The following is a 13,095-nucleotide window of genomic DNA, read 5'->3' on the forward strand; positions in this document are numbered from 1 at the left end:
TATGGGATATTGGGAAAAGCGAGAGCGTGAGTGGATAGATCAACAACAAAAACAAGACATTGATTTTGACAAGCAGATAGATGGAATCTATAACAAATCATTAGACAAAATAGATAAAGATATATCTCAATTCTATACACGATATGCAAACAAAGAGGGTATCAGTATAGATGAAGCGAAAAAACGAGTTTCCAACTTTGATGTTAAAGGATTTCAAGACACTGCAAAAAAGATGGTGGAGGAGCAGGACTTCTCGGACGAGGCAAATGAAAGGTTGAGGATTTACAATGCGACTATGCGAATTAATCGTTTGGAAATGCTTAAAAGTCAAATTGGCGTTGATCTCTTGGCAGAAACAGATGAAATAGGCGACAAGCTAAGTGAGCGACTTGTTAAAGAGATAAGTTCTGAGCGAGTTCGGCAGGCTGGCATTCTAGGTGACACGGTGCCAAAGATGACAGAACGGAGAATGGAAGCGTTGATATATAGTTCATATCACGGAGCAAAGTTCTCGGACAGAATTTGGACGAACCAAGACGTGTTGAAAAACGAACTAGACAATATCATTACACGTAGTTTGGTAATGGGTATGAATGCTGATCAATTGAGTTCACGTCTCCGGTCGCTGATTGATGATAAGATAAAGAATGCTGGTTATGCGGCTTCTCGGATTGCTAGAACTGAGTCAGCCAGGGTTGCGGATCAATACAGTCGTATTTTGTATATGGAAAATGATTTTGACAAAGTAAAATGGATTGCGGAACCGACAGCATGTTCTGTATGCAAACCGCTAGACAATAAAGTATTTGAATTGATGGGAGATGGAGATAATCCCGCCCCTGATATTCCTGTACATCCCAATTGCCGTTGCTCAACCGTTACTGTTGATGATGATTGGAATGAGCCTCCGACACCAAAAGAGAGAGAATTAAAGCAACAAAAAGAATCAAAGAATAATAAGATGTCGGAACAAGGTTTTCATTCAGACGATATGGAAAAAATCGTTGGCAAAGATATTTCAACAGGCTTTGATAAGATTGTAAACTCCAAAGAATTTGATCCAAGACTAAAACAAGTATTTAATCGTTATCAAGATCAATTTAGTTTTAAACCAAATAGAAGTAGGAAAAAACCCGCATATTATGCGCCATCGGATAAATCTGTTCATATGCTCAAGAGTAGATGGAAAGAGAACGAAGGTAATTTTGCTTATCAAACTGGATTCCATGAAATGGGACATGCAATTGACAATTATTCAATAAAAGAGTTCTATGAAAATGGCAGGGGAACAACGGGGCTTGTAAAACGAACAAAACTTTATAACAAACAGATTTTAGAAACACCAATAACTACGGTTCAAACGTCCTCTAGTGATAAATTCAATTTTCGCAAGGTTATTAAAGAAGATATGGACAATGCAATTTTTGGTGGTTCAAGTGATGGAATGAGTTACGATCAACGGAGAATAGCGAAACAAGGGTTTTTAAATATGGTACGAGAAGAAATGGATCAATTGCCCGAAGATACAAAATATAAAGTATATAGTTCATTTTCTGATATGTTAGAATCAACGGGGTATTTCGGTGCATATCCACTGAGATATGGGCATGGTTCTAAGTATTGGAAACACAACGGAATGGCTGAAACAGAATTTATTGCACATATGACTGAATCAGCTGCAGTAAATCCCCTATCATTAAAGGTATTACAAAAATACATGCCAAAATCGGTAGATGAGTATTGGAAGATGATTGAGGAAATCAATAAGAGGTGATATTAGTGATATATATTGAAGATGAGGCAAGAGATATTTTCGACAAAGCAACTCAAAAATATGAAAAATATTTTAAAGATGATTTCCCTGTTCAAAATTGGGAAGGTTGGGAACAAGCGGGAATCATTACAAAAAAAGATGCCGAGGTATTAGCAAAAGAAATTGATAAAATGATTGCTGATGACGACCCATTACCACCGTTAGATCCAAATATTTTGTATTAAGCATTCAACCAAATAAGGTTGGGTGCTTTTTTTGTACGTCCAAGCATTGAAGACGTAAAAAGCTATGGTGTAGCAAAGTGCAAGCATTTATCACTTTAAAAGATATGGAATGTGCAAGCATTGATCCACGTTAAAAGCTATGGACGAAAGGAATTTATTTATGGATAACGACAGCAAAGCAACGCCAATAGATGGATTGAATAATGATGAACAGAATACAGGTGTAGAAACACCGGAAGAAAATAATAAAAATGATAACGATGGCCAAGAAAAAGCCGGTGAAAAAAAAATATACCGATGAGGACGTCAATACTTTAATTCAAAAGAAACTTGCTAAAGAACGGGAAAAGAAGCAGCACGAAGTTGACGAAGCTAAGAAGTTGGCAAAAATGAACTCCGAACAGAAACAAAAATATGAATTGGAAAAGATTCAAAAAGAAGCAGCCGAAGCACGAGCAGAACTCGCAACATATAAAATGCGTGATACGGCAAGTTCAATGTTTAAAGAACAAGGGATAACGGCGAATGATGAGGCTTTAGACCTTGTTACTACTTCGGAAGCTGACAGCACTAAAACAAACGTTAGTAAATTGGTTAAATTTGCGGAATTGATTAAAGAAGAGACGACCAAGGAACTAACAAAAGGTACAACCCCAAGAGTTACTGGAAAAGCTCAAACAATTACACGTGATGAGATTATGCAAATTGTTGATCCAGTTGAAAGACAGCAAAAGATTGCCGAGAATATGAGCTTGTTCCCGGAATATAAATAATTAGGAGGTCATGGATACCATGGCAGTAGACGGAAACACAGTATTAAAAGACAAGTTAATTCCACAATCAGTTGATTTTGTTGAACAATTCAACAAAGGTTTAACAACATTGATCAATGTACTTGGCATTACAAGAAAACAGGCTCTTGCATTGGGCTCAACAGTTAAGATTTATAAATCAACTGTTACTCTAGCTGACGAAAAGGTTGCCGAAGGTGAAGTTATTCCATTGTCAGAAGTCAAAAAAGAACTATCAGACACTAAGGAATTAACCTTTAACAAGTGGCGCAAGAATGTAACAGCGGAAGCAATTCAATCAAGTGGATTCCAAGGTGCAGTTGCAGAGACGGATTCAGAACTTTTGAAGGCAATTCAAAAACGTATCAAAAAAGATTTGTTCGATGAATTTGCAAATGGTACAGGAAAGGCTGAGGGAAATGGTTTCCAACAATCACTTGCTAAAGGTCTTGGACAACTTGCAGTTGCTTTTGAAGACGAAGACATTACCTCCGTAGCATTGGTTAACCCAATTGATTTTTATGATTATGTAGGGTCAGCACCTGTCACAGTACAAACTGTTTTTGGTATGACATACATTCAAAACTTTCTCGGCGTTAACACAATTATTATGAGTAACAATGTTCCTGCCGGTACAGTTTACGTTACAGCTTCTCAAAACCTTAATTTGTTCTTTGCAACACTAAATGGTGGATCATTGTCACAAGCATTTAATTTCACTACTGATCAAACAGGTTTGGTTGGAATCGCTCATGAACCTAAAAATGACTCACTATCATATGAATCAGTCGTTGCAGACGCCTTATTATTGTTACCTGAAAGATTAGATGGAATTATTGTTTCAACTATTGCAACCGAAGCAGGCACAGATTCTCCCAGCTAGTCCCGAAGTGGCAGGCGTTGAAGTAGACAACTCTACTAAGACGACAGCAGACGTTAGGGGTGTTTAAATGGCAGACTTATACTGCAATAACAAACTAATTATAAAAGGCTTTAAAAAGGGAGATAAAGCCCATCTAAAAGGTCTTAAAGCAGGTACGGAACAAGTTATTGAAATTAGACAAGGCCAAAAAGTAATTCATTCATCAACTTTCAAAACAAAAGGGTAGGAGGCAGACATGGCAGAAGAAACAACGCTTTTAGATGACATTAAAACCGCTCTATCTATTACGAGTGATGATCGTGACAAGCTATTAAACCTCATTATCAAGCGAACAACACAACGATTGAAGTCTAAGTTACATTTGACCAGTGAAGACGTTCCAAGCTCGCTAGAGTTCATTTTGTTTGAAGTTTCAATCAGACGCTATAACCGAATGAGTAACGAGGGAATGACATCGTATTCACAGGACGGTGAAAGCATTACGTTCAATGGTGATGACTTTGCAGGATTTGAAGATGATATTACCAATTATCTAAAAGAAAACTCGGAGAACCCACAACCTACAATTAAATTTTTGAATCCATATCACATGGGGAGAATGAAATGAGATACGACATTCCTATAAAGTTTTATATGGAATCTGGTAATAAGTATGATCCAGAAACCGGGGGACATAAGCCAGATACAAAACTTGTATTTGAATGTTGGGCAAATGTTACAAGCAATGGGGTTCAAAGAAATGTCGAGGCTTTTGGTAATTACAACTTAAATACAAAGACAATAAGACTAGCTGAAAACATTAATTTCAACTGGTCTTTTTTGCTGATTGGAAACGATTCAACTCATTGGATCAAGAAATTTGAAACTCCAACGTTAAAAGTTAAGAGCTTCCAAGTGGAGTGGTCCTATGGGAATGAAAGTTAAATTTGTCGGACTCAATAAAGCAAAAGCCAAACTCACTGAACAAGCAGACATGAAAGATGTTATTAAGGCGGTCAGAAAATCCACAGTAGAAGTACAAGAACAAACCAAAAGAAACATGGGAACAACGTACAACAAGCGCTATAAGAGCGGTTCAAAGGCAGGTAAGCGAATTTCAACAGGTCAAACTAAGCGAATGACGAATGTTTATTTCGAGGACAACGGGTTAAAAGGAATAATTAGACCGGAAACCGAATATTTCCAGTACGTTGAACTTGGAACTCGATACATGGCGAAAGAGCCGACATTGAAGCCTGCATTAGATACGATTTATCCAGTCTTCTTGGAAAGAATAAAAAGGGCGGCAGAAGGATCATGATATTTTCCCCAGAGTTAGAAATATTCAATTATTTTTTTAAATATTCGACAAATAAAGGGTATGACACCTACGACTATTTGCCTACCGAAGAGGAAAACGCACCTTACCCGTTCGTTATTATTGGAGATACTTCTCTTACACCTGATAGCACGAAAAACAGCTTAGATGGCAATTTAGAACTTGATATTGATTTATGGAATAACGCAAGCAATCGTGCAGTTATATCCAATATGATGAATGGCTTCTTACACGAGGCGGTAAAAATTAAAAGTACCAAGAATTACACGACTGTTTTTGATATGCAACGATCAGAAACAAGGCTCATTACAGATTACAGTGTTGAGGGTCAAATCCTCTTACATGGAATCATGAATTTACATTTTGAAATAATTTAAAGGAGAGTTAAAACATGGCAGAACAATTAGTCAAGTTACAAGGTAAAAATGCAGTATTGTTTGTCCGTCTTTTAGAGGACCAAACAAAGATGGAGGCTCAACTTGTTCCCTATCAAACATCATTGAGCTTTGATCCGAGTGTTGACTCTGATTCAACAGCTACTAAAGATGGATCAGTTTCTTCTCAATCAAGCGTTGAGACAGAACTTGAAGTTGAATTTGTAAACAACAACCATTTCATTGCTGATAAAATCAGACACGCATTATTTGATGGCCGAAAGGTTGAGGCATGGATTGTTAACAAAGATCGTATCAAGACAAATGCAGACGGTTCAACAAGTGAAGTATATGCATGGTATATGAGAGGGTCAGTTAACGAAGACAGCAATGACAACGACGCTGACGACCTCTCAACACGTGACGTTACTTTCACAGTAGATGGAACGCCAAAAGACGGTTGGCTAACACTTTCAGCGGACCAACAAGCAGACTTCGATTATATTTTCCGTGGCTTGGATATTGCAAACGATGATAGCGACACAGCTGGCGGAACTAAATATGATGATGAAGTTGATGGTGCTTCACGTCCTGATGTAACAGCCCCCAGTAAAGCCTAGTGACTTATCGGTTGGCTCAATAACGCAGTCATCTGTGGTAGTCACTGATACGAACGGTGACTCACAGTCACACACAGGCGAGATTTTGCAATTAAAAACACCATCAGAAGTAATAGATGGTGAAAGCGGAAGTTTTAGCATTAAGATTGATGGTCTTGAACCTAATAAGGCGTATGAAAATATGTTCAGCATTCGTTGGTACAATCCCGATTCTCAACTAGTCAGTGAGTATGTAGATGTGCCAAGTTTTACAACGTTGATGGCTAAACCAGTTGATATTGATCCCAATGAGATTCTTATTGAGTGGATAGCTGACGGATTTAGAGCGCAAGATAATACATCACGAGATCCGGGTGCAGAAAAGTCACATTTCATTATGTATGAAATTAGCACTGACAAAATCGTAAGTGAAAAAGATTATTACCGTGTTTGGGTTGAGCCAAAAGATAAAACTCCGGGGACGACCTATGAGAATACTTGGGGCGTATATTGGCGCAATGCAACAGGTGAAAGTAACAGAGTAGTACTAAAAGGGCTTACAGTCCCAGAACAATAATTTTTAATAGAATACTCCCGGTCTTGTAGACTCTAGGGAAAAATAACAAAGGACGAATTATATGAATATCACAATTGATAAAAAGGAATACGAATTGAATTTCGGTATTGGATTTTTAGATGACTTAGACAAAATTGCTGGCGTGGACGTGCAAGGAATTTCGATGGGAATGGCTCTCACTCGAACTCTGCCAGCTTTAAAAGGCTGGGATATGTTAGCTTTAATCAAAGTAGTATACAGTGCTACTCATGCAACGAGTCCACGACCAAGTTATGATGATGTAGCGAATTCAATTGGCGAATTAACTGATAAGCAAATTGAAAAACTGTTCACTGATGTTTTAGCAGAACTAAAAAAATCTCCAGTGGTTCGTTTCTCAGTCAACAAGCTAACTCGAAACTAGACGAACATACAAAGTCGATTAGTTCTGAGCAAACTTACAAAGATATGCTCTTGAACGCTCTTGCCCGATTTGGGCTTACCGATTTAGTGGAAATATCTAAGATGAGTTTACAAGAGTATTTTTTGCGTTTAGAAGCGTACCAGATCAAGAGGATAGATGAGCAAGAGAACATTGCACTGCAAGCATGGTTGAACCAAACGGTACAGGCAACAAAAGGTTCATCGAAACACCCCAAGCCGAAGTATACGAGGTTTGAAGAATTTTTTGACTCGACTGCTTACTTGAATAATGTTCACAAGAGTTTCGATCCTAATTATGTACCTCTAACTGAATCTAGACATGAATCAGAACAGAGGGAACAAGATGAGATTTTGAAAAGATTTAAACAAAGAGAAAAACAAAAAGAACAGCAAAAACAAAAGGGACAACCGAATTAATTTTCGTGTTGTCCCTTTTTTGCTAGAGAGGAGGAATTATGAGCCAAAGTTTTAGTGTTGAGGGTGTATTGTCATTTCAGGACAAGGGATTCTCTAACACATTAAAAAATGCAGCAAACTCATTGAGTGGCTTTGGAAAGAATGCAGGATCAAACTTTGAAAATGCAGGACGTTCAATGGACGGACTTTCAGACAAAGCCGACAAGGCAAGAAGTTCAATTCTAAATATTGCTACTGGTATCGGTGCAATGCAACTGGTAACTAAAGCTGTTGACATGATTCAAAATTCAGTTAGTGGCGCAATTCGTCGGTTTGATACGTTGAACCAGTATCCAAAAGTAATGAGTCAATTAGGCTATTCGGCAAAAGATGTCAGTGCCTCAATGGATATCCTTCAAAATGGAATTAAGGGTCTACCAACTGCACTTGATGACGTTGTTTCAAGTACCCAACAATTTGCGTCAATAACTGGTGATGTTGAAACGGCTGCAAAAACAACAATAGCATTGAACGACGCTTTCCTTGCCAGTGGTTCGAGCGCAGCGGACGCCGCCCGTGGATTACAGCAATATACTCAAATGCTATCGTCGGGTAAGGTCGATCTAATGAGCTGGCGTACGCTACAAGAAACCATGCCGTCAGCACTCAAAAAAGTTGCAGAGGCGTTTGGTTATGCAGGTAGAAGTGCAACAAATGACTTATATGCCGCCTTGCAGGACGGATCAATCACTGTGGACCAATTGAATCAAAAATTTGTTTAACTTGATGGCGGGGTAAACGGGTTTGCAGCATCAGCCAGAATCGCATCAGGTGGTATCAAAACTAGTTTTGAGAACATTCAAACGGCGGTTACACGTGGACTTGCCGACATGATGACGGCACTTGATAAAGGGTTATCCATGAATGGATTCCCGACAATGGCGGAAAGTATCGACAAGGGAACAGGGTTGATTGATGCCGCCTTTAAAAAGATAAATGGGATTATTCCACCTGCAATCACTAATTTCAAGAATTTTGGGGGTTCACTTGCCCCGCTATCAGGATTACTAACCGCAGTTGCAACGGGCGCAATGGGTTTGGTTGCATTTAGTACCGTAGCACCACAAGTTAATGCAACGGTTTTAGGACTTAAAAACCTCGGGGGCGCATTAGGTTCACTATTTAGCCCCATGGGTGCAATTGTTGCCGGTATCGCATTGATGGCAATTGCCTTTTACAAGGCATATACGACATCAGAACCATTTAGAAAAGCCGTTGATGGAATTGTAAAGAGTTTACAAAACGGCTTTGATAGCGCCGTTAATGGCATCTCAAAGGCGTTGGAATCGATGGGGGTTCATGTTAGTTCATCAACTGGACTTCTTGACCAATTAAACCAAGCATTATCAAACCCCAAGGCACAAATGGTTGCGTTTGCGAGTGGTGCAGCATTGGTTGTTGGTGGTTTAACTGGCATGATATCACCAGTCGGAATGGTTAAAGGATTGTTTGGACGATTCAAGGGTGTTTTAAGTTCCTTGATTCCTAGTTTTGGTTCAACCAAGGCGGGAGCAGAACAAATTTCTCAATCATTAACTAATGCGGGTGGCAATGCTCAAAAATCAACATCTATTTTTAGTGGATTTAGTGGCGCTATTTTGAAGGTTGGTTTGGCAATCGGTATTGCCTCCGCAGGTTTGGGTATGTTTGCATTTGGTATTGCAGCAATTGCAGCACAAGGAGAAAGTGGAACATCAGCAATCTCAGGCATGACCGTGGGAATATCAATGATAATCGGGGTTCTAGCAGTCTGTGCCCCACTATTCACAGCAAACGTGGTTGGTCTGGAAGCGTTTGGTAATGCTGCCATGAAATTGGGCGGATCAATTGCGATTGCGTCCGCAGGAATAACCATTTTGGTAATGGCAATTACGCAATTAGCAGGTACCGGACAAGCAGGGGTAACAGCCGTTGTATCTGTTACTGTTGCAATCGCCGCTCTTGCCGCTGTTTTTGCTTTATTAGGACCAAAATTGACTGCGAGTGTTGTTGGTATTGTTGGTTTTGGCGCCGCCGTCGCATTAATCGGTGTTGGTATTGGTGTTGCTAGTGCAGGAATTGCCTCACTTGTCGTTGCTTTCACAGGATTAGTTGCGGTGACGTCCCAAATTGTACCAGCATTAACAGCGGTTGGAGTCGGATTTACTGCAATGATGACAGGTATCCTCACAGGGGTAGTTGCTAATGTTGCATTAATAACCACGGCTTTCGTTTCCATGGGAACGGCCATATTAACATCAGTAATTACTTTGGCGCCGTTGTTAACACAAGCATTTATCACAATTGGAACAGGCATTCTTACAGCAATTGGAACATTATTGCCACAAATTATTTTGTTGATTCAAAACACTATCATTCAAATACTTGCAGCGTTAACGGCAATAATACCTCAATTTATTACCTTTATTGACACTTTAATCACTGCTTTAGTAACAGAAATTGTAACGTTATCACCTATGTTGATTGACGCCGGTTTAACGATCATTCAAAACCTGTTAAAGGGTATCAACAGTCACATTGGAGACATTACTCAGACTGCAATTGAAATCGTGGTGAAGTTTGTCAATACAATAGCTTCTAACTTAGGACAGGTTATTGACGCCGCCGTTAACTTGATAGTTTCTTTCGTTGAGGGAATTGCAAATAACCTTGGTAAAGTTATTAATGCGGCGATTGATCTAATTGGGAAATTTGTAGTTGGGTTAATCCAAGCTATGCCAAAAGTAGTTGAAATGGGACTAAAAGCAGTTGAATCCTTTGTTGAAGGTGTCGGCCAAATTATTGGACGAATGCAAGGAGAAGGTTTAAAGCTAATTCTTTTGTTTGTTAAAGGAATTATTGATGGAATCAAAGATTCACTCGGTGCTGGTAAGAAAAACGCTAATGCCGTAAAAGATGGAGTTAGCGGTATTGATTTAGGGGCTCAAGGACGAGCAATTATTAATAGTTTCAAACGGGGCCTTGAGTCAGCATTTGAAGGAGTAAAGTCTTTTGTCTCTGGTATTGCAGGCTGGATTAAATCCCACAAGGGACCAATTCAGTATGATAGAAAATTGTTAATTCCTGCGGGTAATGCAATCATGGGCGGATTAAATGGCGGATTAGTCCACGGATTTAAAGAGGTAAAATCCAATGTTTCTGGTATGGCAGATAGAATCAGTGAACTAATGCAACCAGATATTGGGATTAGCAATATTTCCGGAGCCATCAATTCAGCAAACAAACAACTTCAAACGAGAATGCAGGCTAATGTTAATGGAGACATGACCTTAGCAAGTCAACCGGCATATATTAATCTGTCAATGGGTGGTTCAACGTTCAGTGCATTTACTGATGACATTACCAAACAGCAAGACATTGACATTCAACAACGATTCGGAAGGGGGTTTAACTAATGTATAGTTTTAGAAACTTAGAAAAAGTAACAAATGATGAAGATGTTTTTTTACCAACCGAATCAATGTTCTTTATGGATAATGATTTACCTTTAGAAAGCATTATTGAGGGATATCAGACTGTACAAGTGACGGGGCGTGAGTTAGCAACGCCAGAAACGAATATTCAAGAAAAAGAATTTTTCAACGGTGGGACATACGTTAACAGGCGAATGCCTACCCGAGAAATTAAGATCAAATATTTATTAGCAGCTAAAGATTCAACTGAATTTCGTTATAGTTTTAGGCTATTGAATCAACAACTATTCACACGGGAAGTTTTTAAGTTTTATTTTAAAGATGAACCAGAATATTACTGGATCGGTGCGGTATCGGCGGTTGAAGAGTTTCCCGCAGGTAGAAATCAAGGATTCTCAACATTCACTATCACCTGTGTTGACCCGTTCAAATATCCTAAGAACCCGTATCAAATTACGGGTGAACGTGAATTCACTATCGATGAAGATATTCCCTATTTAACAGCGCCAGAACGGATTTTAATTCATTACACGGAAGAAACATCAAGCACGTACATTAGAGATGATATGGGGCATGAAATCACCATTAAAGGCACGTTTGCACCGCCAGATGAGATTGAGATAATTCCCAACGATCCATTAAAAAACTTTGTTTATTTTTATAGTAATCCTGCACCCGAACGGCTTTATTACATGTCGCAATTGCAAAGTTTCCAAGTTAAAAAGGGTTCTAAATTATTGTTGAGTGGTAAAGCAACCGTGACGACATTAACAGTGGGAGCAAAACAACTATGACATTAATTTATTTGTTGGACGTTAAGCAGGAATTGTTGGGGATTGTTGACGATGTAAAAAGTGGAACAGAAAAGATTCAAATTAACAAAGCTAATGAATTAAACGTTGCTTTACATTGGGATAAACGGAACAGCGAACTTGCCCCAAAAACTAAATATATTGCCGTTCCTAATCAAGATGATTTGACTGAAACACACTTGTATTCAATCACCCAATTTACGATGGATTACCAAGAAATCACGTTCACTGTCTTTGAAACTGCATACGAGGATTTCACAGCAACATGGGTTGCCCGTGTTTGGGGTCGGGAAGATGGGGAAACGTCAGTAAACAGCAATTTTTTGTACATTGATGAATTGTTAGAACAGTTATTAAGCTATGCCCCGCATTCGGATCAGTGGCAGGTAGGTTACACACCTAGCCACACCGATTACGACCCGATGGCATTCACGGGAAATGATTTAACAATCAGTGATGCACTAAGTAAGGCAGTTGAATATTGGAATGTTGAATTTGATTTCAAGTTGAAATTCATTGGTAATGAGATTGGACGGCGTGAGGCAAGCGCACGTTTCAAAATGGGTGAGGATAGAACAGATTTAAAATTCAACGTTACCACCGATTTGGCGGGTACAAAGTACACAGAAGACAGGTCGGGAATTTATACGGCGTTGGTGGGTTATGGGGCAACAATGACAATTGAAGAACCTGACCCGTCCGTCCAAGATTTTTGGCAAAACGTCTATTCTCCCGGGACGGTTAAAGTTATTAAAGAATCGGCTTATCTTTATGATAAAAACGAAAACCGCTACCGTGATAGGAAAGTTGCAAAAGACAGCGAATGGCGAACTGATCTATACAGGGAACTACCGAGCCAATTTAAAAAGTATTATCGTGTATCAACCAATCAATACTTAGATGCCAACGATGTTGAGTTTTCGGCTGATTCAAGCAGTACTGAAACAGGCGGTAGTACGTCAACCGTGCCAGATGAAAACAATTCGCATCAAGAAATTATTGATTTTAGCCAAGTTGAGTGGAAGTTATCAGATGGCAACCCCGTTACCAAACCAATGGGGCAGGGATATGTTGAGAACATGGCAGCAACTGAACAATATGGGTATTCAGATGGTTCACCCAGAATTGGGGTAGTTAAGTTTGATGATGAAATGATTTCAGAGAAACTACTGTCTAGGACTTATAAAAAGTTATTGACCGTGTGCACTCCAAAAAGGCAACTAGAGGCAACATATAGGGACATTGGAACTGTCAACATCGGCGATACTATTTATTTGTATGATGAATCGTTAAATATCTATGTTGAACAACGAATAACAATTATTGATCGTGATTTGGTAAACCCGTTGAATTCAAAAATCACAGCGGGTTCAACGTTCGCATTAACGCCAGAAGATAGACAAAGCGGGCTATCGAACATGATTAGAAATCAAGCAAACAAATATTCATAG

General features: G+C 39.1%; 18 protein-coding genes. All 18 read left to right on the plus strand.

The genetic code is table 11. From position 1 onward, the window contains the following. Position 1: 1 nt before the first annotated feature. The 18 genes from EKM78_RS03830 (at position 2) to EKM78_RS03905 (ending at position 13,095) form a co-directional block, all read left to right on the plus strand. Positions 2-1,774, plus strand: coding sequence for a minor capsid protein (locus tag EKM78_RS03830; protein WP_125769546.1), 1,773 nt, complete (start codon positions 2-4; stop codon positions 1,772-1,774). A 5-nt stretch (positions 1,775-1,779) separates the two neighbouring features. Further along, complete coding sequence (locus tag EKM78_RS03835; RefSeq protein ID WP_125769548.1) at positions 1,780-1,998, plus strand: hypothetical protein; 219 nt, start codon at positions 1,780-1,782, stop codon at positions 1,996-1,998. Between the two features lie 139 nt (positions 1,999-2,137). After that, a complete protein-coding gene (locus EKM78_RS12515) occupies positions 2,138-2,299 on the plus strand; it encodes a hypothetical protein (RefSeq protein ID WP_164507188.1) in 162 nt (53 codons plus the stop codon). After that, the gene (locus EKM78_RS03840; RefSeq protein ID WP_164507189.1) at positions 2,259-2,771 is read left to right on the plus strand and encodes a DUF4355 domain-containing protein; all 513 of its coding nucleotides are present in this window, start codon (positions 2,259-2,261) and stop codon (positions 2,769-2,771) included. The genes EKM78_RS12515 and EKM78_RS03840 overlap by 41 nt, the downstream gene beginning before the upstream one ends. 19 nt (positions 2,772-2,790) lie before the next feature. Then, positions 2,791-3,672, plus strand: a complete 882-nt coding sequence (locus EKM78_RS03845) for a hypothetical protein (protein WP_125769552.1) — start codon at positions 2,791-2,793, stop codon at positions 3,670-3,672. A 67-nt stretch (positions 3,673-3,739) separates the two neighbouring features. After that, positions 3,740-3,898 (plus strand): hypothetical protein, encoded by a 159-nt coding sequence (locus EKM78_RS12520; protein ID WP_164507190.1) that lies wholly within the window; start codon positions 3,740-3,742, stop codon positions 3,896-3,898. Positions 3,899-3,907: 9 nt separating this feature from the next. Continuing rightward, complete coding sequence (locus EKM78_RS03850; RefSeq protein ID WP_125769553.1) at positions 3,908-4,279, plus strand: phage head-tail connector protein; 372 nt, start codon at positions 3,908-3,910, stop codon at positions 4,277-4,279. 26 nt (positions 4,280-4,305) lie between these two features. After that, positions 4,306-4,596, plus strand: a complete 291-nt coding sequence (locus EKM78_RS03855; protein WP_211334327.1) for a hypothetical protein — start codon at positions 4,306-4,308, stop codon at positions 4,594-4,596. Further along, a complete protein-coding gene (locus EKM78_RS03860) occupies positions 4,580-4,972 on the plus strand; it encodes a phage tail protein (RefSeq protein WP_125769557.1) in 393 nt (130 codons plus the stop codon). The genes EKM78_RS03855 and EKM78_RS03860 overlap by 17 nt, the downstream gene beginning before the upstream one ends. Then, positions 4,969-5,367 (plus strand): hypothetical protein, encoded by a 399-nt coding sequence (locus tag EKM78_RS03865; protein ID WP_125769559.1) that lies wholly within the window; start codon positions 4,969-4,971, stop codon positions 5,365-5,367. The genes EKM78_RS03860 and EKM78_RS03865 overlap by 4 nt, the downstream gene beginning before the upstream one ends. Before the next feature lie 14 nt (positions 5,368-5,381). After that, a complete protein-coding gene (locus tag EKM78_RS03870) occupies positions 5,382-5,984 on the plus strand; it encodes a phage major tail protein, TP901-1 family (RefSeq protein WP_125769561.1) in 603 nt (200 codons plus the stop codon). Between the two features lie 34 nt (positions 5,985-6,018). Further along, positions 6,019-6,540, plus strand: a complete 522-nt coding sequence (locus EKM78_RS03875) for a hypothetical protein (protein WP_164507191.1) — start codon at positions 6,019-6,021, stop codon at positions 6,538-6,540. Between the two features lie 61 nt (positions 6,541-6,601). Then, positions 6,602-6,943: a tail assembly chaperone gene (locus EKM78_RS03880; RefSeq protein ID WP_125769565.1), complete on the plus strand. Its 342-nt coding sequence runs from the start codon at positions 6,602-6,604 to the stop codon at positions 6,941-6,943. A 101-nt stretch (positions 6,944-7,044) separates the two neighbouring features. Next, positions 7,045-7,380, plus strand: a complete 336-nt coding sequence (locus tag EKM78_RS03885) for a hypothetical protein (protein ID WP_211334328.1) — start codon at positions 7,045-7,047, stop codon at positions 7,378-7,380. 38 nt (positions 7,381-7,418) lie between these two features. Beyond that, positions 7,419-8,141, plus strand: coding sequence for a tape measure protein (locus tag EKM78_RS03890; RefSeq protein WP_125769568.1), 723 nt, complete (start codon positions 7,419-7,421; stop codon positions 8,139-8,141). 108 nt (positions 8,142-8,249) lie between these two features. Next, on the plus strand, positions 8,250-10,814 hold the full coding sequence (locus tag EKM78_RS03895) for a hypothetical protein (RefSeq protein ID WP_125769570.1): 2,565 nt from the start codon (positions 8,250-8,252) through the stop codon (positions 10,812-10,814). Beyond that, positions 10,814-11,626 (plus strand): distal tail protein Dit, encoded by an 813-nt coding sequence (locus EKM78_RS03900; RefSeq protein ID WP_125769572.1) that lies wholly within the window; start codon positions 10,814-10,816, stop codon positions 11,624-11,626. Before EKM78_RS03895 ends, EKM78_RS03900 begins: the two co-directional genes overlap by 1 nt. Next, a complete protein-coding gene (locus EKM78_RS03905; protein WP_125769574.1) occupies positions 11,623-13,095 on the plus strand; it encodes a phage tail protein in 1,473 nt (490 codons plus the stop codon). The genes EKM78_RS03900 and EKM78_RS03905 overlap by 4 nt, the downstream gene beginning before the upstream one ends.

This window comes from Companilactobacillus furfuricola (assembly GCF_003946325.1).
Classification (GTDB): domain Bacteria; phylum Bacillota; class Bacilli; order Lactobacillales; family Lactobacillaceae; genus Companilactobacillus; species Companilactobacillus furfuricola.